Source organism: Chryseobacterium sp. G0201 (assembly GCF_003815655.1).
Classification (GTDB): domain Bacteria; phylum Bacteroidota; class Bacteroidia; order Flavobacteriales; family Weeksellaceae; genus Chryseobacterium.
In genome coordinates, this window is record NZ_CP033917.1 from 3,935,413 (window position 1) to 3,955,698 (window position 20,286).

Genomic DNA, 20,286 nt, shown 5'->3' on the forward strand with positions numbered 1-20,286 from the left:
TTCTAATACGTGTAAAAATAATGAATTTTACTAAGATTGTTTATCTTTTTCTTTTCTTTTTTGGTGTCTTTGTTTTCGGGCAAAGGGATTCCGTGATTGCGAAGCCGTTAAGCCAATATCCACAAGAGTTGTTAAAAGTGGATGAATTTGGAAATAAATATTACTACGATGAAAGCCAAAAAGCCAGAATCTACGAGATCAACGGAGAAACTGTGGTTGCCATGGATGAGTTGGTCTTAGTGAATAAACCGAAATTCAACAATCAGCTTGATAAAAATTATTATTATTTTCTTAATAAAAAATTATACAGAGTTTATCCTTTATTTGTGACCGCTCTTCAGCAGTACAGAGATATTCAGAAGGAAATGACCGATTTGGATAGTAAGGCTAAAAGAAAATATATAAAAGACAGGCAAAGTATGCTGGCTGATCAATATGAAAAACAATTGAGAGACCTTACCACAACAGAAGGGCAGGTTTTTGCAAAGTTGATGAACAGAGCCACAGGCAAAAATGTATTTGAAATCATTAAAGAACTAAGAGGTGGATGGAGTGCATTTTGGTGGAATGTAAAAGGTAAAATGGCAGATATAGATCTTAAAGACCAATATAACCCACGTAAAAATAGAACAGACGAATTTTTAGAGTCTCTCCTGCAATCCAATTGGAATTCCGGTTATTTGCAGCCTTATCCTGGTGCAAATACTTTTAAATCTCCGAAATAAAAACAAACAAATAAATAATACAACAATAAAAAATACCTGTAAATTTTACAGGTATTTTTCTTTTAATTTATCGAATACTACTTTATCTACAGGCAAAGGAAACGGATTATTCGGTCTGTCGATTGGGATCCATTCTGTTTTTTCGATACAAGGATCAAGGATAATAAAATCCTCTTCGTTGATAATATTTACTATATAATATATGGTAAGCAATTGTTCGTTCTCTCTGAAACGCGAAACCAGAAAATTTTCCTGTGTATAGAAATGTTCTACAATCTCTATTTTCACATTAAGTTCTTCATCAAATTCGCGATGTAAACATTCAATAAGTCCCTCTCCATATTCTAAACCGCCTCCCGGAAATTTCATTAAAGGTTCTCCTGCGTATTCTTCAAATAGTGTCAGAACTTTTTTGTCTTTTACAGCACAGGCATAGACTCTCACGTTGATCTTATCTATCATATATAATAATTTGTATAGCTAATGTAAGGAAAATTGTTAAAAGTTATGAGTTATAAATTATGAGTTAAATCAAATGCTATAAATATTCTACACATTCTAAAACTTATAACCCACAACTCCTAACTTTTAAAGTTTAACCGCATTAATCATCTCCCTTTTCCCTGGCGGACCTTGTTTCTTTTCTACTTTAAAATTAAGTTCCTGAAGAATCCTTCTTACGCTTCCTTTAGAAGAGTAGGTTGTTAATAAGCCGTTAACACTCATTTTATCTGAAACTATTTCAAATAATGGCTTTTCCCAAAGATCTGGCTGAACTCTTGCGCCAAAACAGTCAAAATAAACAAGGTTGATTTTAGGTAACTCAATGTCTTTCAGATCAAAGAAGTCACATTGGATCTTTTTAAGATTGATTCCATTAATAATTTCAACCGATTTACCCCATTCTGCTTGATGAATTTTTTGATAAATTTCTTTTAATTCTGGGTTGTCAAAATGCTCAAAGTAGGCTAAATCTTCAATTTCTGATTCATTTATGGGATACTTTTCCAGGGTAAAATAGTTGATGATATGATTTTTGTCAGTTTTTAAATATTCATTAATTGTAACCAAAACATTCAAACCTGTTCCAAAACCGAGTTCTAAAATATTAATTTCGTAATCATTTATTAGATTTAATCCATTTTTAATAAACACATGTTCTGCTTCTTGTAGTGCTCCGTGGTGTGAATGGTAGTTTTCATTTAAATCATTGATAAACAAAGTTTTACTACCGTCATTCGTGGTCTTAATTTCTCGTTTCAAGCTTTTTTTTGTCAAATTTAATGTAAAATTTTTATATTTAGAAAATTATGTTAAATTTGTAGAACATCATAAAAAATTTTAGAAATGATAATTCAAAAAACTGAAAACTCCAGAATTTCTACATTCGACCCAAACAATTTTTCTTTCGGAAATACTTTTATAGATCATATGATAATATGTGAGTATGAAGACGGAAAATGGGGGGATGTAAAATTAGTTCCTTATGGTCCTTTAATGTTTACACCAGCGATGATGGGGGTAAACTACGGACAGGCTTGTTTTGAGGGTATGAAAGCCTATAAAGACAAAGACGGGCAGGTTTTCCTTTTCAGGCCTGAAAAGAATTTTGAGCGTATCAACAAGTCGGCTACGCGTCTTGCAATGCCGGAAGTTACGGAAGAAATGTTTCTAGACGGTTTAAAAGCATTGGTAGACCTTGATAGAGGCTGGATTCCTTCTGGAGAGGGAATGTCACTGTATATCAGACCATTGATCTTCGCTACGGAAGAAGCATTGAAAGCTAGAGTTTCTAATAAATATATGTTCGCTATCGTTGCAACACCTGCAAAGAGCTATTATACAGAGCCGGTTTCTGTTAAAATTTCAGACCATTATTCAAGAGCGGCAAGCGGTGGTGTAGGTTCTGCTAAAGCAGCAGGAAACTATGCGGCATCTTTTTACCCGACTCAATTGGCAATGGATGAAGGATATGAGCAGATTATCTGGACTGATGATGCTACACACGAATATTTCGAAGAAAGTGGAACAATGAATGTTTTCGTTAGAATTAACGATACAATTTATACTCCGCCAACTTCTGAGAAAATTTTAGATGGTGTTACGAGAGACAGTTTTATTCAGTTAGCTAAGAAAAGAGGAATTGAAGTAAAGGTTGAACCAATTTCTGTAAAAGCTGTTGTAGAAGCTCAAAAGAACGGAACACTGAAAGAAGTTTGGGGAGTTGGAACTGCGGTTGTAACTACGGTTTTCCAAGCTTTAGGATATAACGGTGATAAATTACAGTTACCTGTACTTTCTGATGATGAAAGTTTTGCGGCTACGCTTAAAAATGATTTAGTTAATATTCAGACTAACGTTGCAGAAGATACTTTCGGATGGAGAGTCGTGGTTGAGAAAAATGTTCTTGAAACAGTTTAATTCAACACAGAAAAATTATATAAAAGCCAAGAGATTCTTGGCTTTTTTTGTTTCTTATATCCTGTGAAATGCGTATTTTCGCAAAAGTTTATGAAAAAAATACTCTTCATATCGGTATTAAGTTTGTTGGGCTGTAACAGAAGTGCACAGGTTCATCCGCCTGTTGGTGGTGTTTTAAGTAAAAAAGATTTAGATGTCTCTAAAGACAGAATGAAAAATCTAAATTCAATAGAAAGAAACCAGATCCAGCAATGGATCGGGATGCAATCTGTAAAATTTTATCCCACACAGCTTAATTACTGGGTAACTGCCGAAGGTTTTGACACAAGAGAAAGAAGACAGGATAACACCTTTATTTCTTATTCTTATGATCTGTATGATTTTGATGATACAAAGATCTATGATGAACCTATAACGAGAAGAGATGCCAAATTTGGACACTTTGATGAATTGAAAGCGGTAGAAAATGCACTCCGTTTTATACATGATGGGGAAGAAGTTACGCTTTTGGTACCGTCTGCACTGGCCTATGGAACCTATGGAGACGAGAAAAAAATAGATAACGATATACCATTGATCATAAAATTAAAAGCATTATAATGAGATTGTTTAACAAGAATATAATTCTGGCAGCGGCTAGTGTTTCGCTGATGAGTTGTACACCAATTTATAAAAAAATGAACGTAGACAAAGAAACTTACGAAGGGCTTAAAGACGGACTTTATGCTAATCTTCAAACAACAAAAGGTAACCTTATTGTGAAGTTTGAAGACAAAAAATCGCCTGTAACTGTGGCTAACTTTGTTGGTCTTGCAGAAGGTAAAATTGATAACAAAGCTAAGGCTAAAGGAGTTCCTTTCTATGACGGAACTATTTTCCACAGAGTGATCAAAGATTTCATGATCCAGGGAGGAGATCCTAAAGGAACAGGAATGGGTGATCCTGGATATAAATTCGAAGACGAAAAAAACGACCTTCACCACACAGGAAAAGGTATTTTATCAATGGCGAACTCCGGACCAAACACAAACGGTTCTCAGTTTTTCATCACTGAAATTGCTACGCCTTGGTTAGACGGAAAACACACGATCTTTGGATCAGTTGTAAAAGGTAACGATGTGATCGATGCTATCGCAAACGTAGAAAAAGGAGCTCAGGATAAGCCTAAAACTGATATTGTACTTGAAAAAGTATCTATCTTCAGCAAAGGAGACGAGTACAAAAACTACGATGCAGCAAAAACTTTCAACGAAGGGAAATCTAAGATTGCTGAAAACAATAAAGCTTATATCGCAAAAGAAGAAGCTGACAGAAAGAAAAAAGAAGAGGAATTTAAAGCGAATCAGTTGAAAATGGTTGAAGATTTACAGGCAGGAATGCAAAAAACTGAATCAGGATTGTACTATAAGATCACAAAAACAACTACCGGAAAAGCTCCAAAAGCAGGTGACAATATTTCTGTACACTATGCAGGGAAATTGGTAGACGGATCTGAGTTCGATTCTTCATTCAAGAGAAACGAGCCTATCGAAATTCCTATCGGAATGGGTAGAGTGATCAAAGGATGGGACGAAGGTATCCTATTATTAAAAGAAGGTGAAACTGCTACTTTATTGATTCCACCAGCATTGGGTTACGGAGAAAGAGGTGCAGGAGGAGTGATCCCGCCAAACGCATGGTTAGTTTTCGATGTTGAGCTTGTGAAAGTTCAGTAATTGAAATTTTATGATATTGAAAGCCGTCCTTTTTAGGGCGGCTTTTTTGTATTATATGGTTAAGTATTTGAAAATTAGGTATAAATACGGATTCCCGTAACAAAGCTATGTACTACATTAGCTAGATTTGAAAAATAATAATAAATCTAAAAATTATGAAAAGAATATTTATCATTTTAATAGTTTCTAGTTTCGGGATTGCTTGTAATAATAAAGATAATAATGTTAAAACTAAAAATATTATCGAGGTTGATTCAAGTGAAATTAGAAAGAGTGAAGCTATGACACTTTTAGATGAAGCCAATAGTTGGATGGAGAAAGGGATCAAAAAAGAAGCTTCTAAAGCTAAGATAAATGAGGAGATTAATCCTCGTATGGAAAAATACCAGAAACTTTTAAAAAGAATGAATAAAAAAGATTCTACTGAAATTCAAAATTATAGAATTGAAAAGATAAATGAATTAATTGATCTTCAAATTAAACAAAACTAAAACTGTAAAAATATGAGTGAAAAGATTCAAAATAGTATTTACTTTCTAAAGGATGAAGTACGAATAAGAAATAAAAGAACAAGGCAAGTGCTTATTAAAACGATTGATTTTGATTTTTTGAATAAATTATTTAAAGGTAAAGATTTTACTGAGCAACAAGTAAAACAAAACTTAAGTAATGATTATGAAATAAAAGTTTACTATAAAAAAGCTAAAAATAATGTAAAGTGGAAAGAATTTATAGAAACAGTTGTTGAAGAAGGCGAAGATATCCTAACATCTAATAGGTCAAAGTCAGAAAGTTATATTATTCTTATTAAAAATATAAAAACTAATAGAATTTATGCTTCTACTGGGGGATATGCTCATATCACTGTTCAAGAACTCGCTACTACAGATTTTGGAATAGAAATACTTTCTAGAATTGTAAAATCAGATGATAAAGCATTAAAGTCTACAAAAGAAAGAAATTTAACGGGTGGTATACAAGGTGAAATTAAATTTTTTAGAAATGATTATAACTTATATGAAAACGATAATTTTGGTAAAATATATAATGAGTTAAGCGCATCCATTAATAAAAAAACTCTTATGGAAATTTTTGGTTTTCAGGAGAAGGATTTAAAAGGAGATAGTCTTTGTATTGTAAAAAATTCATTTTCATTAAAAAAGTCTATTTCATTTAAAGAGCTTTTGGAAATTATTAAAAAATGCGAACTTTTATTGTTAAAACCCCCAGTTGTAGAAATTAATAATGTAGAGAAATTAACAAGATCTGAAAACATTCTAATTGAAAATTTGCGTGATGATGTATTGTTGAAAATTTATTCTAATTATACTAATGAAGAGGATTTTTATAGTGTAGAAATAAGCAATAAAGATTTTGAGAAATATTTTTCTGCAAATTATTATGAAATTAATTTATCTTTTAAAAGAGAAACTAATATAATAAGAGTTGATGATACAATACGAAATATACAAGACATATTAGATGCTATCAAAATCAAAATAGGTAAAGATCTTAATTATATTGATTTTAAAAAAGTTATAGAAAATGCATCCATTGAAACATTTGATGAAAATGAAGTTATTTTGACAAAAGATAGTTTAATCGACCATTTTTGTACTGAAATTAATTACAGTGAAAATGTGTATTTTCTTATTGAGAAAGATTGGTATAGAGTAAAAAAAACTTTTATAGATAATATAAACGAGCAGGCTTCATTTTTCTTGAAAGATAATAAATTTGATGGACCAAAATTAAACAAATGGAATATTGGTGGTGAAAACAAATATAATGCTGGTCATTTAGGGCAAGATAATACATTTGTCTTTGATAAAATTACACCCTTATATATAGAAACATGTGATTTATTAAAAGTAGATAAAGATAAAGTCTATTTTTTTCATGTTAAAAAAGGTTTTGATAACTCTATGAGGGATCTATGTAATCAAGTGCTAATTTCAGCTAAGAAAGTACAGGAAGATCTAAGGTTAAATTATACTTATCTTACGTTGTTGTATAATGAAGCTTCACAATATAAAGGTGATAAAGATTATTATAAAAGTATTAAGCAGCAGTTTGATAAAATATCTCAAAGTGATTTTATAGATTTGATTAAAGATAAAACATTTGTATTTGTATTAGCAGTATTAGATACGGCTAAAACTAAAAGGGACTTATATGAAAATATTGAAAGGTTTGATTCAAATATTGCCAAATTTACATTAATTGATTTATCTAAAGATATGAGAGCTTTAGGAATGGAATTTAAAGTTTTACAAATCGAAAAATAGACAGATTAAAAAACAAAAATATTATCTTAGCCCAAAATAAACCCAATGCAAAAGATCTCCCAACTATTTTTAATATTCTTCACAATCCTCATTTCCGCGCAAGGCAAAAGATTCTTCGAAGATGGAGAGGTGCAGTTAAAAAATCCAGTTGAGAAGGTCAATCTAACGTATGCAAGCGATTTACCGTTTGTAAAAGTTAATATCAATGGAAAAATATACAATTTTCTGTTTGATTCCGGGGCGCCGACTGTGATTTCCAATACCATCTACAGTGAACTGAATCTTGAGAAAAAGCACAAAAGCAAAGTAAAAAATTCACAGAAAAATAAGCAGGAACAAATCTTCACGCAATTACCGGAAATGACGGTTGACAATGTTATTTTCAAAAATATCGGAGTTGTTGTTATGGATTTTAATAGTTCTGAGTTGGGTTGTTTCAAAATTGATGGAATTTTGGGAGCAAATCAGATGGCAAAACTGTTTTGGAGGATTAATTACTCGGAAAATTCGATTGAAACGACAAAAGATCTGGCGAATTTTGATTTGAAAGACTATGAAACGGTAATTCCATTTGAAACAAAAGCTCAGAAAACTCCAACGGTTATTGCTACAATTTTAAATAAAAAAATCGATCTTACTTTTGACACAGGATTTACAGGAAGGTTGAAGATCACAGACAGCAATTACGATCCTAAAAAAGTAAAACAGACTGTTGAAACCTACGGAACAAATTCTGTCGGAGCCTTCGGAGCCGGAAAACCTGTTTCAGGATATATTTTTATAGCGGATGAAATGGTTTTGGGGAATAAAACCTTCCAAAACGAATTGGTGATGACCGGAAGTTCAAGCCTGATCGGAAATGAATTCTTCAAAGACTTTATTTTCATCATGGACTGGAAAAATAACAAAATCTACATGAAACGCATCAAAAACAATCCTCCAAAACTGGAATCTTTCGGTTTCGGATATCGTTTTGTAGATGCAAAACCTTTGGTGGCCTTTGTATTTAAAGAAAATGGTCTGCCTATTCATATTGGTGATTCTATTTTGAGTATCAATACCGTTGATCTCGATCATTTAAACGAAGAATCTGCCTGTAACTATATGATCAATAGAGTAGAAAAGGATTATAAGACGATTGAAATTAAGGTGAAAAGAGACGGGAAAATCCTTGATTTTAAACTTGATAAAAGTGAGTATTTGAAATAATATTTTAGAGATCCTTCGACTTCGCTCAGGATGACATCTCTAATACTATCTGTTTAATTATACAGAATAGCTTGCCAGTGTCATCCTGAGCGAAGTCGAAGGATCTTTATAGTAATGAAAAAATTCTTCATTTCAATTTTCTAACAAAAGGCATTTTCCTTTGTTCTACTTGTAGCTTCAAAAATATCCAATCATTTACCATAAAGTAATTTAAAATTATTCTTAATTTCATTGTACATTAATCACAAAACATTACACAATGAAAATTAAATTTAAAACCTTGTTTTTACTGCTGTTCCTTGCAGTTACATCTCTACAGATTTTCAAAGCTCAAACCGCTACATGTCCGAGTTGGGGACCGTACCTTGAGGGGTTTGACATGGCCAATTCCGGCGAACTCTGGTATTCGGAAGCTATGGCAGATAATACCTGTAAGAAAGTGAATACCTATTATTCAACCCTTAATTTCTCTTTAGGTCCGAGGGGCGGATATGCCGGAATTCAATACAAACCGAACGAAATTTACAACAACATCTTCTCGATGTGGGATATTCAGGATTCTAATGTTCCGCAATGTACCACAGAATATGTTGCACCGAATACCTATGTCGATGGTTTTGGAGGTGAGGGTACAGGTCTTCACACTGATAACCCAATGCCGTGGACACCTGGAACCTGGTATGCAACGGTTGTCAGAAGATGGTCGATTGGTGATGGAAAAACCCGAATCGGATTTTTTATGTACAACTACGGAACACAAAAGTGGAAACATTATGTAACGATCGTTACTCCCGAAAATGACGCTAAATTTACCGGAACAAAACTTGGCGCTTTTGTAGAAAACTGGAATTCGGCGGCCAGTAAAGATACCCGTTGCGGATATTTCAGAAACTTCTGGAGTATGAATGCGCAGGGCAATTGGTCGAAACCTGCAAGATATACAGCCGCAGCTGGAACGGGGTCTTGGGGAGCAGAAACAGCTTTTAATAATACAGCCATCAAAGTAACATCTTGCGGAACGACTCCGGCTCCGGCAGGAAGTTCTGTTACTTTTAATTCGATCACTCAGGATGGTACGAAACCAAGTACAGCTTTACCGATTACAGTAACCACGGTTACTCCTTCTTACAATGCAGGAAACAATTCGATGAATGTAACCTGGGCAAACTCAGAAGCAACAAGTCCGCAACTATCCTACAAAGTATCTTTATATACTGAGACAAGTTGGGGGAATGGTTATACTCCGGTTGCTGTTGTAACGGGTATCCGTCCGGATCAGAGAAGTGCTTCCGTTTCGCTTCCTGCCAATTCTCAGCCCGGGAAATATTATGTAAGTGTGGTTTTGGAGGATATTTTTAAACAGACTTCTAATTTTGGATATAATTCTTTAACGGTAAGCAATATTGTACAACCTGTCAATGTTGATCCTAATGCTTTTTACAGAATTAAATGCGTCGGAAGCGGTCAATACATCACTCCAGCTAATTACAGCACGGCAGCCAATGCAAAAATGGTTCAGCAACCTTTGAACACTAATCTTGCTCAACAATGGAAATTAGAAAAAACAGGAAATAATTATATCATTATCAACCGTGCGTCAGGTTTGGCGATTGATGTTCCGGCTTCTAATATTACAAACGGGACAAATTTAGTTCAATATCCTAAACATGGTAGTAATAATCAGCAATGGGTATTGAGACCGTATACTTCAAATACGATGATCATCGGAACGGCTTTATCGAATGTGAAAGCGATGGATAATCCTGCCAATTCGCAAACTGCAGGTACCAATATCAATATCTGGGATCAGGACATCAACGGAGCAGCTGGCGTGAATCATCAATGGATTCTTGAAATAGTTTCTGCAAATACAATGAAATCAACGACTAATGTTTTGTCTGAAAATGATCAGTTGTCAACAGTTTATCCTAATCCTGTAAAACAGGGGGAAACACTTTACATCAGTCTTCCTGATGATAATTTTGAATTAAAAGTAGTAAATGTAGAAGGCTTAACCGTAAGATCCCAAAATGTGAGAGGCGGAAAAATTTCAGTTTCTACTTCGGGACTAAGAAGCGGAGTTTATTTTTATCATGCTAAAAGTGCAACCCAGAATATTTCAGGGAAATTTACAATACAATAATCAAAAATATTATAAAAGAAAAACCGTCCTCTTAAAAAGGGACGGTTTTTTTATGGTCAGAAAAGTTATCAATGTCTGTTGATCTTCTTTTTCATATTTCTTAGCAGAGAGCTTATAAACATAAGGCAAAAACCTACGTAAGCAAGAAAAGCAGTAATATATACCATCAGGTTATCTACATTGAATTTTGCACTATAAATGAATGTACAAAAAAGTCCAAAACCGATTAATAAAAAGATGCTTAGAACCTGTATTTTTGTGGAATCTTCCCGATTTCTGAATATCATTTCAAATAAATTTTTCATTATTAATAAATTTTTAAAGTTGTGTTTCCGTTTTGTTTCCGTTTCTCCCGGCAAGAACCGTTTTAGGAATAGGTTCTTCCATTATTCGGTATGAAGAACGGATCTTCCTTTGTGTCAGTATTCATTTATCAGCATTCAAATAAGAACTGTTGAAACTTTCAAAAAAGCGTAAAGTAAAGTGCCTGATTTTGGCATGATGGAGGAATTCAAGATCCATCGTGAGTATTGTTTTCATCATGTGTGTAATTGTGTCTTAATATCTTTTAATAGCGATTTTTGTGCCAAAATGCTTTATATGTAACCATTTAAAAGCAAAAAATTAAAAATTTAATATTCAGAATAGAGAGCTCATTAAATCTTTAAAAAACAAAAACCGCTGACCCAATCAGCGGTTTTCTTATATCTTACCAATTCTTATCGATCATATAAATAATCTGCGTCATGGCGACAGCTCCTAAAAGTAACTCTCTGCGATTAACCTTTTCGAAAGTATCTTCTTCAGTGTGATGAATATCAAAATACCTTTGAGAATCAGGAACCAGCTCAGCCGTTGGAACTCCCATATCATGAAGCGGGTAGATGTCCGTCCCTGAATATTTTCCTTCAAAATTATACACTCCGTAAGGGAAAAATAAACCCGACCAGCCTTTGATCTGGCTTCTTTTATCATCATCCATCTCAAGGGAAATTCCTCTTGGAGTAAAACCTCCTGCATCAGATTCTAACGCAAAAAGATGCTTCTCATTGTTTTCCTTTGCTGTTTTTCCATATTGAATTCCGCCTTTTACGCCGTTTTCTTCATTGGCAAAACAAACAACCCTTATGGTATGATTATTTTTGATTCCTAATTTTTTGAAGGTTCTTAAAACTTCAATACTTTGTACAATTCCGGCACCGTCATCATGTGCGCCTTCTCCAACATCCCAGGAATCTAAATGTCCGCCGACAACGATCACACTTTTATCTTTTTTGCCTGTGATCTCACCGATAACAGAGTGGGAGAGTTTCTCGCCTTTCATCCCGCAATTAGAATTGAGTTTCGCTGTGATTTTTTGAGTTTTTAATAATGTCTCTAATTCATCAGCCGTGGTGTTTCCAATAGCAACCGCGGGGATTTTATTAACTTTATCCTCGTAACGCATTGCTCCCGTGTGAGGAACATCATCGAAAGCAGAAGAAAGCGAACGGATAATCGCAAATTTTCCACCTTTTTTAGCTGTTAAGGAGGCGGCTGTTGTTCTATATTTTGAGGCATCACCATATCCTCTGAAAGTCTCAACAAAAGACTGATTGAAAGGATAATTAAAGAAAATTATTTTGTCTTTTACTTTTTCGGCAGGAAGTTTTTCATATTCTTCCATCGATTTAACCATGATAATTTCTCCAGAAACATCTTTTCCACCTGTACCTTCGGAATTTCCTAAAGAAAGCATTTTTAAGCCTTTCCATGATCCGCTGGAGGTTTTGATCTGTAAAGATTCTTTTCCTCTTTCCCAAACGGGGATCATCACTTCCTGAAGCCAGACTTTATCGGCTCCGGCATCTTTCAATTTTTGTTCAGCCCATTTTACGGACTTTTCATAAGCTTCGGAACCGCTTAAACGGTGACCAATATTTTTAGTTAAATCTTTTAATTCGGTGTAACCTTTTCCGTTATTTAAAATCTCTGTAGAAATTTTACTGAATTGTACTGAATCTTCTTTAACCTGACCAAAAACCGCCAGACTGAGAAGTAGCAATGATGTTCCTAATATCTTTTTCATTTTACCAATTTTTGTCTATCATAAAGATCATTTGTGTCATGGCTACTGCGCCTAAAAGAAGTTCTCTTTTGCTTACCTTATCATAAGTATCTTCAACCGAATGATGATAATCGAAATATCTCTGAGTGTCTACAACCATCTCTGCCAAAGGAATATCCAGTTTTTTCAACGGAGAAATATCCTGAATGGCATCGGTTTGATCGAAATCATAAATGCCGTAAGGAAGGAAATAGCTTTTCCAATCGAATATCAATCTTCTTCTTTGAGGAGACATATCTAATGAAAAACCTCTCGGAGAATAGCCTCCGGCATCTGTTCCTAACGCAAAAATATGTTTCTCATCTCTCTTTTTAACATAAGCTGCGTACATGTCACGTCCTTGTCCGCCATTTTCACTATTTGCGTACAAAACAACTCTGATGGTATGATTATTTTCGATACCAAGCGCTTTTAACGTTCTTAAAACTTCAATGCACTGAACGACTCCTGTGCCGTCATCATGAGCGCCTTCTGCAAAATCCCAAGAGTCTAACTGGGCTCCCAAAACAATCACTTTAGAATCTTTTTTACCTTGAATTTCAGCAATAATATTCGGATTGGTCGTGTCGCCTTTTGACTCCGCAGACATGTTGAGTTTGGCGGTAACTTTTTGTTTCTTTAATAATTTTTGAAGCTCATCTGCGGATCTTACTCCGATGGATAAAGCTGGAATTTTTACTTTATCATCAGGTTCATAATACACCATTTTTGCATGCGGTGTATCGTCTGTTGCCGTTGTTAAGGATCTTATAATTAAAGCTTTTGCTCCTGTTTTTGCAATGACGGAAGCCGAAATTAATTTTGATTTTGCTGTAATTAAATAAGAATCACTTGTATTAATGATTTTCGGATCCATCGGAAGATTAACGAAAACTATTTTGTCTTTTAATTGACCTATTGACAAAGCATTAAGTTCGGAAGTGGTATTAATTAAAACGATTTCACCAACAAGATCTTTTCCGCCTGTACCTTCAGAGTTTCCAAAAGACAGCATTTTGATATTTTTCCAATCTCCATTACTGGCTTTTATTTGTAAAGATTCTCTTCCTCTTATCCAAACCGGAACTTTTACCTCCTGTCTCCAGATCATTTCGATACCAGCGTCTTTAAACTTCTTTTCAGCCCATTCCACGGCTTTCATATAACCCGGAGTTGCGCTGAAACGTGATCCAACACCTTTGGTTAGTTCTCCAAGATTTTCGTAAGCAGCGCCGTTGGTCATTATTTCGTCTGAGATCTTCTTAAACTCGTCATGGTAGTTCATCTTGGTGATGATCCCTTTTTTTACCGGCTTTTTTTGAGGTTTTTTCTGAGAAAATAAAAATCCACTCAAAAAGAGTGGAAGTATGATAATGAATATTTTTTTCATTTTTTTATTTACCTTTTCTTTTCCGTGCATAAAAGTAGGGAAAAAATAAGAATATTTTATTGTTTCATGTCGTACATTAATAAGGCTGTAACCAATTTAGGCTCAATGAATGTACATTTTGGAGGCATACTTAATTTCAGATCAGAAATTTTGATCATATCATTAAAGCTTACAGGATAAATCCCGAATCCGACTCTTCCTTCACCGTTGTCTATTTTTTCTTTTAAAAGGTTGATTCCTTCAAGATTAGACGTTCCTTTTACGTAAGAAATTTTATCCGAACTGTCGGGATCGTCAATTTTTAAAATGTCTTTAAATATATATTTATCAATGAGATGGTGATCCAGATTATCCAGAGACATCTCCTGAGAACGAAGATCGTGCTTTACGTGAAGAGAATAGAATTTACCATCAAGATACATCGAAATATGGAATTTTTGCGAAGGGTAATATGCCGTACCTTCTTTCTCGTGAATCAGAAAATATTTTTCTAATTGCTTTAAAAAATCCGCAGTTTCCAGATCATTGATATCACTTACAATTCTGTTGTAATCGTGGATTTTAATAGACTGGTTGGAAACTATAAAACTATACACAAAGTTATAAGCCTCAGTACCGTTATGTCTTTTGTTTTTGTCTTTATGATATTTTGCATTTAAAGCTGTAGAACCAATTCTGTGGTGTCCATCCGCAATATAAAAAGCATCGATCTGATCGATAACCTCCTTGAACTGTTGTAATTTCAAACGGTTATCAATTCTCCAGATTTTATGTCTAATCCCTTTTGTGTCAACATGATTGAAGATCGGAACATTCTTCTCCTCATGATTCATCAATAATTCAATCTTTGAGTTGGAAGGGTAAGTCAGCAATACAGGTTCTGCCTGAAGGTTTACTTTCTCAAGATAATGCGCCAGTTTTTCTTTTTTCTGAGGAATGGTACTTTCGTGCCTCTTGATCTTTCCGCTCCAGAAATCTTCGATACTTGCTAAGCCTAGCAAACCTCTAAAAATCTGTTTATTCGGATAGATCTGCTCATAAAGATAATAGGCCGAACTGTCCTGAACTAGTTTTTTCTCTTCCAATAATTCTTCAAAAGTAGAACGGATTTTCCTTAGATTTCGGTCGATATCTTTAGATTTACTTACAACATAAGGTTTGATCATGTTGATGTAAGTATTCTCAACTTGAGCTTTCTCCGCGATTTCTTCCTGAGTAAAGTTGTCAAGAGGATGCGTAGGGAAAGTGCTCTCAAAGTCTTTGTGAGGTCTTATTCCGCGAAAAGGTTTAAAAATAGGCATATTTTACTGTATAGTTTCTTTTTGTAGCTTAATAATTTGTTCTGCAAGTTCCAATCCGATCTTTTCCTGAGCATCAACTGTGTTTCCTCCCACATGTGGAGAAAGGGACAGGGCAGGATTCATTAATAATGGAAGTTCGGGAGTAGGCTCGTTTTCAAAAACGTCTAAAGCCGCTCCAGCCACTTTTCCTGATTCGATAAAATCAATCAAAGTAACTTCATTAATAACGCCGCCTCTTGCAGTGTTGACAATATAAACACCGTCTTTCATTTTTTCAAACTGGGCGGTATCTATGATATATTCGTTAGTTTTTGGAGTGTTAATGCTGATGAAATCAACATCTTTAAGGAATTCATCTGAATCGTTAGTTGAAGTGATTTCAAAATTTATAGTTTGTCCGTCAAAAAAGTCTAACGTAAGAACCTTGATTTTAGGCTTTCTTGTTAAGACTTTAATTTTCATTCCTAAAGCAATTCCCATCTTCACAACTTCCTGACCTATACTGCCAAAACCTATAACACCTAAAGTTTTACCTGAAAGTTCATAAGCATTATTGAAAGATTTTTTCATCGCATTAAAATGCGTTTCACCCTCCAATGGCATCAGTCTGTTTGATTCATGAAGGAATCTTGCCAGAGCAAAGAAGTGTCCGAAAACCAACTCAGCAACCGATTTTGACGATGCATTTGGTGTGTTGATCACTTTTAAGCCTTTGGTTTTAGCATAATCGACATCAATATTATCCATACCCATTCCGCCTCTTCCAACAATTTTAAGCGTCGGGCAGGCATCAATAATATCTTTCTTTACTTTCGTTGCACTTCTTACCAAAAGGACATCCACATTATTTTCATTGATGAAATTGATAACGTGATCCTGAGCAACTCGGTTGTCAAGTACTTCAATTCCTGCATCTTGCAATGCTTTTCGTCCTGCTTCGGAAATTCCGTCGTTGGCTAAAACTTTCATGGTTTATATTTTGATTGAAGATTAAAAAATTATAATATTTAAAAATTCTAAATCGGTTGCCAAATTAAGAAAATTTAAAATAAGGGGAATAATCTTTTAATCTTTCAATTTTTTAAGCTTAAATTATTTAATTGATTTCATTACGTCTACCAAAACCTGCACACTTTCGATTGGTAAAGCGTTGTACAAGCTGGCTCTGTAACCGCCTAAACTTCTGTGTCCGTTCAGTCCGCTGATTCCTGCAGCTTTCCAAGCGTTGTCGAATTCTTCTTTTTTGCTGTCATCAATCAATTTGAACGAAACATTCATCAAAGAACGGTCTTCTTTTACACAAAACGTCTCAAACAACGGATTACTATCAATTTCATCATATAAAAGTTTTGCTTTTGCTTCGTTTCTTGCTTCAGCAGCAGCAATCCCTCCGTTTTTCTCTAAATACTGTAAAGTCAATAAAGATGCATATACAGGGAAAACCGGTGGCGTATTATACATTGATTCTTTTGAAATATGCTGAGAATAATCTAAAATTGACAACATATTTTCTCTTCCTGTTTTTCCAAGAATTTCTTTTTTAATTACGATCAAAGTAACTCCTGCAGGTCCCATATTTTTCTGAGCTCCGGCATAGATTAGATCAAATTTAGAGAAATCCAATTGTCTTGAGAAAATATCAGAACTCATGTCGCAAACCATCAAAGTATCAACTTCCGGGAAAGATTTCATTTGAGTTCCGTAAATGGTATTGTTTGAAGTACAGTGGAAATAATCGTACTCTGAACCTACCGTATAATCTTTAGGGATGAAAGAATAGTTTTCCTCTTTTGAAGAACCTACAACATCTACATCTCCTAATTTTTTTGCTTCCTTGATAGCTCCTGCAGCCCAAGTTCCAGTATCTAAATACGCTGCTTTTCCGCCAACTTTCAGCAAGTTGTAAGGAACCATTGCAAACTGCAGACTAGCACCTCCTCCTAAATATAAAACCTCGTAATCATCCCCAAGGTTCATTAATCTTTTTACAATCGCACGCGCCTCGTCCATTACTGCAACGAAATCCTTACTTCTGTGAGAGATCTCAAGAAGAGACAAACCAATACCGTTAAAATCTAAAATAGCTTCTGCCGATTTTTCGAATACCTCTTGTGGTAAGATACATGGTCCTGCGCTGAAGTTGTGCTTTTTGCTCATATTTTTATTTTTTGGTTTTTTGCAAGAATTTTCGTGCTTGCCGTTGATTTTTAATATCTTATTAAGATTTTTTGAAATATTTGGTTAAAAAAACCGTCTCATACTGGCTGAGACGGCGTTTTTTTATTCACCGTGTAAAAATGCTTTCTTGTTAAGCAGTGCTTCTTCAGATTCTACATGATCCTCATCAGGAACACAGCAATCTACCGGGCAAACCGCTGCACACTGTGGTTCTTCATGGAATCCTTTACATTCTGTACACTTATCTGTTACAATAAAATAAACATCGTCATTTACAGGTTCTTGTGGTGCATCTGCATCCACTGTAAGTCCTGATGTCAATGTGACAGTACCTTTAAGCTCAGTACCCTCAGAAGCTTTCCAATCTACTGCTCCTTCATATATTGCATTGTTGGGACACTCTGGTTCGCAGGCTCCGCAATTAATGCATTCATCAGTTATTTTAATAGCCATCGCTAATTTTTTTTAAATTTGCACAAAATTACAAAATATTCCCCAATTTTACAGTAATTATGAATATCGAAAATCAAGTTTTAGGACTTATTAACCTAAGTGATCATATAAAAGAGTTTTTAGCAAAAGATATTGCTGAATATAACGAGAATGATTCTGATTTTGAATTATTGTTAAGAAAGTCTGAAATGGAAAACCCTTGGTTTACCATTGATAATCAGAAATTTGCTCTTAAACAGTGGTCGTATCTGCTGACGGAAGAAAATATAAAGGATTGGCTTAAAGATTATTCTATCTCTAAAATTACAAAAAGAGTAGGATTGATCTTAGCTGGAAATATTCCTTTGGTAGGATGGCATGATGTGATTTCTGTTGTGTTGAGCAATCATATTCCGGTGATTAAATTATCTTCAAAAGACCGATATATGGTTCCGTTTTTGTTGAAAAAATGGAAAGAGTTTTCTAGCGATAATGTTGAATATGAGTTTGTTGAAAGGTTAGAAAGTTATGACGCAGTGATTGCAACAGGAAGTAATAATACAGCGAGATATTTAGAATATTATTTTAAGAATCATTTAAATATTATTCGTAAAAACAGAACTTCGGTTGCTATTTTGAAAGGTGATGAAACTGCTGAAGAATTAAAACTTTTAGCGAATGATATTTTCCAATATTTTGGTTTAGGTTGCAGAAATGTAACGAGAATTTTAATTCCGGAGGATTTTGTAATTGATAGATTGTTTGAAAGTTTTGTAGGTTTTCAGGACATTATCAATCATAATAAATATGCAAATAATTATGAATACAACAGAGCAGTTTATCTTTTAAATTTGGATAAATTCTGGGATAATAATTTTGTGATGATGAAGGAAGATGATAAATTATTCAGTCCGCTTTCTGTAATTAATTTCAGTAGATATCCCTCTTTGGATGAAGTTAAAAACTTTATTGTTGAAAATGAAGAAAATATTCAATGTATTGTTGCTAAGGAAGAATTAGGATTTGATTCTGTGTATTTCGGTGAAGCACAAAATCCCGGGTTAAATACTTATGCAGATAATGTGGATACAATGAAGTTTTTAGAGGTAATTTAATTTTCCGTATCTTCAATTATCAATATAACCTATCACTCAATGAAAAAAATATTTTTAATACTTTCAATCTTGTCTGTACAGCTTTTATTTTCGCAGGAAGTTGTTGATTTAAAGTTAGAAAACAATAGAAAGACAGAAACTCCTTTAAATCTGAACAAACAACAGATCGATCTGTACAACGGGAAATTTCTGCAATTTATCACTGCTTTGAAATCATCCGACAGAAAGGGAATGGAAGCTTTACTTTCTGATAAGGCAAAGCAAGTAGTTACCGATAAAGTGTTTACAAAATTGTCGACTGATATCAATACCAGCAAAAAGCTTACGATCATTAAAACAGGCTATAAACCTTTGATAGATGGTAATAGTTATCCGATGATCCAATATAAATACGCTGATGATAAATCTGCTGATCCAAAAGAGGTGATCACGGCGGTATTCGAAAATAATGGTAAGATTCTTGGAGTTAAGCCATTCAAAAAATAATTTATTTTTAATTATATTTAAATAAAAAATATAAACTATGATGACAGATGTTTTAGTGGCGCAGTCTACAGATGTAGAAAAGGCCAGTTTTTACAAGAAAACGTATTTACATGTTGCTTTGGCGATCCTTGCATTTATTGGGGTTGAAACTGTTTTATTAAAAGTGGTGCCTGAGCAGTTGATCGTAGCGATGTTCGCTCAAAGATTCGCTTGGTTATTGATTATCGGTGTATTTTGGCTGGCTTCGGTTTTGGCAGCAAAATGGTCGCTTTCACAAAGTAAATCAACACAGTATTTAGGACTTGGATTTTATGTTTTGCTTGAAGCGGTTATTTTCTTACCGTTAATTTATATTGCGATGGTGTATTCCGGAGGACAGGTGATTTTTCAGGCAGCCACATTGACTGTTGCTATGTTTGCAGGAATTTCAGCGGTCGCTTTCACTTCTAAAAGAGATTTTTCTTTTTTAAGAAATATCATCGTTATCGGTGGATTTATATCTCTTGGATTGATCGTTGGCGGAATGCTTTTCGGTTTCAATCTTGGACTTTGGTTCTCTGTAGGAATGGTAATTTTGGCTTCTGCAACCATTTTATATCAAACAAGTAAGCTTAAAGATTCTTACGCAACCAATCAGTATGTTGGAGCTTCGTTACAGCTTTTTGCTTCTATCATGTTGTTGTTCTGGTATATTCTTAGTATTTTAATGAGCAGAAGAAGCTAATTTAAAAGTAATAAATTATGAGTTTTGCGTTATGAATTTTTCAAAATGTTTAAATTCATTTTTATAAACCCAA

The 20,286-nt window shown here is 34.2% G+C and carries 20 protein-coding genes; 11 read left to right on the top strand and 9 right to left on the bottom strand.

What is annotated here, in order from left to right:
- Positions 1-20 precede the first annotated feature (20 nt).
- Positions 21-725 (top strand): DUF4294 domain-containing protein, encoded by a 705-nt coding sequence (locus EG348_RS17570; RefSeq protein WP_123984270.1) that lies wholly within the window; start codon positions 21-23, stop codon positions 723-725.
- Positions 726-770: 45 nt separating this feature from the next.
- Here the strand turns inward: EG348_RS17570 and EG348_RS17575 are convergent, their stop codons facing one another.
- Positions 771-1,187 carry an NUDIX domain-containing protein gene (locus EG348_RS17575; protein ID WP_123984271.1) on the bottom strand — a complete coding sequence of 139 codons (417 nt, stop codon included), beginning with the start codon at positions 1,185-1,187 and terminating at the stop codon, positions 771-773.
- A 126-nt stretch (positions 1,188-1,313) separates the two neighbouring features.
- Positions 1,314-1,988: a tRNA (5-methylaminomethyl-2-thiouridine)(34)-methyltransferase MnmD gene (mnmD, locus tag EG348_RS17580; protein ID WP_123984272.1), complete on the bottom strand. Its 675-nt coding sequence runs from the start codon at positions 1,986-1,988 to the stop codon at positions 1,314-1,316.
- A gap of 84 nt (positions 1,989-2,072) precedes the next feature.
- Here mnmD and EG348_RS17585 point away from each other — a divergent pair, with 84 nt between their 5' ends.
- The 7 genes from EG348_RS17585 to EG348_RS17615 all read left to right on the top strand — a co-directional run bounded on the left by EG348_RS17585 (position 2,073) and on the right by EG348_RS17615 (position 10,501).
- Complete coding sequence (locus EG348_RS17585; protein WP_123984273.1) at positions 2,073-3,146, top strand: branched-chain amino acid aminotransferase; 1,074 nt, start codon at positions 2,073-2,075, stop codon at positions 3,144-3,146.
- 90 nt (positions 3,147-3,236) lie between these two features.
- Positions 3,237-3,746 (top strand): FKBP-type peptidyl-prolyl cis-trans isomerase, encoded by a 510-nt coding sequence (locus EG348_RS17590; RefSeq protein WP_123984274.1) that lies wholly within the window; start codon positions 3,237-3,239, stop codon positions 3,744-3,746.
- A gap of 77 nt (positions 3,747-3,823) precedes the next feature.
- Positions 3,824-4,861, top strand: a complete 1,038-nt coding sequence (locus EG348_RS17595) for a peptidylprolyl isomerase (RefSeq protein WP_228414881.1) — start codon at positions 3,824-3,826, stop codon at positions 4,859-4,861.
- Between the two features lie 155 nt (positions 4,862-5,016).
- Complete coding sequence (locus EG348_RS17600) at positions 5,017-5,352, top strand: hypothetical protein (RefSeq protein ID WP_123984275.1); 336 nt, start codon at positions 5,017-5,019, stop codon at positions 5,350-5,352.
- A 12-nt stretch (positions 5,353-5,364) separates the two neighbouring features.
- Positions 5,365-7,149: a DUF6119 family protein gene (locus EG348_RS17605; RefSeq protein ID WP_123984276.1), complete on the top strand. Its 1,785-nt coding sequence runs from the start codon at positions 5,365-5,367 to the stop codon at positions 7,147-7,149.
- Positions 7,150-7,194: 45 nt separating this feature from the next.
- Positions 7,195-8,358 (top strand): retropepsin-like aspartic protease, encoded by a 1,164-nt coding sequence (locus EG348_RS17610; protein WP_123984277.1) that lies wholly within the window; start codon positions 7,195-7,197, stop codon positions 8,356-8,358.
- 259 nt (positions 8,359-8,617) lie between these two features.
- On the top strand, positions 8,618-10,501 hold the full coding sequence (locus EG348_RS17615; RefSeq protein WP_123984278.1) for a DUF3472 domain-containing protein: 1,884 nt from the start codon (positions 8,618-8,620) through the stop codon (positions 10,499-10,501).
- Positions 10,502-10,569: 68 nt separating this feature from the next.
- Here EG348_RS17615 and EG348_RS17620 read toward each other — a convergent pair whose 3' ends face one another.
- The 7 genes from EG348_RS17620 to EG348_RS17650 all read right to left on the bottom strand — a co-directional run bounded on the left by EG348_RS17620 (position 10,570) and on the right by EG348_RS17650 (position 17,909).
- Complete coding sequence (locus tag EG348_RS17620) at positions 10,570-10,806, bottom strand: hypothetical protein (protein WP_123984279.1); 237 nt, start codon at positions 10,804-10,806, stop codon at positions 10,570-10,572.
- A 404-nt stretch (positions 10,807-11,210) separates the two neighbouring features.
- Positions 11,211-12,569: a M20/M25/M40 family metallo-hydrolase gene (locus tag EG348_RS17625; RefSeq protein WP_123984280.1), complete on the bottom strand. Its 1,359-nt coding sequence runs from the start codon at positions 12,567-12,569 to the stop codon at positions 11,211-11,213.
- Position 12,570: 1 nt separating this feature from the next.
- Positions 12,571-13,977, bottom strand: coding sequence for a M28 family peptidase (locus EG348_RS17630; RefSeq protein ID WP_123984281.1), 1,407 nt, complete (start codon positions 13,975-13,977; stop codon positions 12,571-12,573).
- A 56-nt stretch (positions 13,978-14,033) separates the two neighbouring features.
- Positions 14,034-15,278: a DUF1015 domain-containing protein gene (locus EG348_RS17635; protein ID WP_123984282.1), complete on the bottom strand. Its 1,245-nt coding sequence runs from the start codon at positions 15,276-15,278 to the stop codon at positions 14,034-14,036.
- Positions 15,279-15,281: 3 nt separating this feature from the next.
- The gene (locus EG348_RS17640; RefSeq protein ID WP_123984283.1) at positions 15,282-16,247 is read right to left on the bottom strand and encodes a D-2-hydroxyacid dehydrogenase; all 966 of its coding nucleotides are present in this window, start codon (positions 16,245-16,247) and stop codon (positions 15,282-15,284) included.
- A 123-nt stretch (positions 16,248-16,370) separates the two neighbouring features.
- A complete protein-coding gene (gene serC / locus EG348_RS17645; RefSeq protein ID WP_123984284.1) occupies positions 16,371-17,435 on the bottom strand; it encodes a 3-phosphoserine/phosphohydroxythreonine transaminase in 1,065 nt (354 codons plus the stop codon).
- 123 nt (positions 17,436-17,558) lie between these two features.
- Positions 17,559-17,909 (bottom strand): 4Fe-4S binding protein, encoded by a 351-nt coding sequence (locus tag EG348_RS17650; protein WP_066758854.1) that lies wholly within the window; start codon positions 17,907-17,909, stop codon positions 17,559-17,561.
- Between the two features lie 59 nt (positions 17,910-17,968).
- On the opposite strand from EG348_RS17650, the gene EG348_RS17655 reads away from it, so the two are divergent.
- The 3 genes from EG348_RS17655 to EG348_RS17665 are packed head-to-tail and all read left to right on the top strand — an operon-like array spanning position 17,969 to position 20,213.
- Positions 17,969-19,003 carry an acyl-CoA reductase gene (locus EG348_RS17655; RefSeq protein WP_123984285.1) on the top strand — a complete coding sequence of 345 codons (1,035 nt, stop codon included), beginning with the start codon at positions 17,969-17,971 and terminating at the stop codon, positions 19,001-19,003.
- Positions 19,004-19,042: 39 nt separating this feature from the next.
- On the top strand, positions 19,043-19,489 hold the full coding sequence (locus tag EG348_RS17660; RefSeq protein ID WP_123984286.1) for a peptidylprolyl isomerase: 447 nt from the start codon (positions 19,043-19,045) through the stop codon (positions 19,487-19,489).
- 37 nt (positions 19,490-19,526) lie between these two features.
- Positions 19,527-20,213, top strand: a complete 687-nt coding sequence (locus EG348_RS17665; RefSeq protein WP_123984287.1) for a Bax inhibitor-1 family protein — start codon at positions 19,527-19,529, stop codon at positions 20,211-20,213.
- Positions 20,214-20,286: the final 73 nt, after the last annotated feature.

What these genes read in the sequence shown, in the direction of transcription:
- EG348_RS17570 (WP_123984270.1), top strand. Translation starts at nt 21, where the DNA reads ATGAATTTTACTAAGATTGTTTATCTTTTTCTTTTCTTTTTTGGTGTC.
- EG348_RS17575 (WP_123984271.1), bottom strand. Translation starts at nt 1,187, where the DNA reads ATGATAGATAAGATCAACGTGAGAGTCTATGCCTGTGCTGTAAAAGAC.
- EG348_RS17640 (WP_123984283.1), bottom strand. Translation starts at nt 16,247, where the DNA reads ATGAAAGTTTTAGCCAACGACGGAATTTCCGAAGCAGGACGAAAAGCA.
- EG348_RS17635 (WP_123984282.1), bottom strand. Translation starts at nt 15,278, where the DNA reads ATGCCTATTTTTAAACCTTTTCGCGGAATAAGACCTCACAAAGACTTT.
- EG348_RS17595 (WP_228414881.1), top strand. Translation starts at nt 3,824, where the DNA reads ATGAACGTAGACAAAGAAACTTACGAAGGGCTTAAAGACGGACTTTAT.
- EG348_RS17600 (WP_123984275.1), top strand. Translation starts at nt 5,017, where the DNA reads ATGAAAAGAATATTTATCATTTTAATAGTTTCTAGTTTCGGGATTGCT.
- EG348_RS17630 (WP_123984281.1), bottom strand. Translation starts at nt 13,977, where the DNA reads ATGAAAAAAATATTCATTATCATACTTCCACTCTTTTTGAGTGGATTT.
- EG348_RS17585 (WP_123984273.1), top strand. Translation starts at nt 2,073, where the DNA reads ATGATAATTCAAAAAACTGAAAACTCCAGAATTTCTACATTCGACCCA.
- EG348_RS17625 (WP_123984280.1), bottom strand. Translation starts at nt 12,569, where the DNA reads ATGAAAAAGATATTAGGAACATCATTGCTACTTCTCAGTCTGGCGGTT.
- EG348_RS17660 (WP_123984286.1), top strand. Translation starts at nt 19,043, where the DNA reads ATGAAAAAAATATTTTTAATACTTTCAATCTTGTCTGTACAGCTTTTA.
- EG348_RS17615 (WP_123984278.1), top strand. Translation starts at nt 8,618, where the DNA reads ATGAAAATTAAATTTAAAACCTTGTTTTTACTGCTGTTCCTTGCAGTT.
- EG348_RS17590 (WP_123984274.1), top strand. Translation starts at nt 3,237, where the DNA reads ATGAAAAAAATACTCTTCATATCGGTATTAAGTTTGTTGGGCTGTAAC.
- EG348_RS17650 (WP_066758854.1), bottom strand. Translation starts at nt 17,909, where the DNA reads ATGGCTATTAAAATAACTGATGAATGCATTAATTGCGGAGCCTGCGAA.
- EG348_RS17655 (WP_123984285.1), top strand. Translation starts at nt 17,969, where the DNA reads ATGAATATCGAAAATCAAGTTTTAGGACTTATTAACCTAAGTGATCAT.
- EG348_RS17665 (WP_123984287.1), top strand. Translation starts at nt 19,527, where the DNA reads ATGATGACAGATGTTTTAGTGGCGCAGTCTACAGATGTAGAAAAGGCC.
- serC (WP_123984284.1), bottom strand. Translation starts at nt 17,435, where the DNA reads ATGAGCAAAAAGCACAACTTCAGCGCAGGACCATGTATCTTACCACAA.
- EG348_RS17605 (WP_123984276.1), top strand. Translation starts at nt 5,365, where the DNA reads ATGAGTGAAAAGATTCAAAATAGTATTTACTTTCTAAAGGATGAAGTA.
- EG348_RS17620 (WP_123984279.1), bottom strand. Translation starts at nt 10,806, where the DNA reads ATGAAAAATTTATTTGAAATGATATTCAGAAATCGGGAAGATTCCACA.
- EG348_RS17610 (WP_123984277.1), top strand. Translation starts at nt 7,195, where the DNA reads ATGCAAAAGATCTCCCAACTATTTTTAATATTCTTCACAATCCTCATT.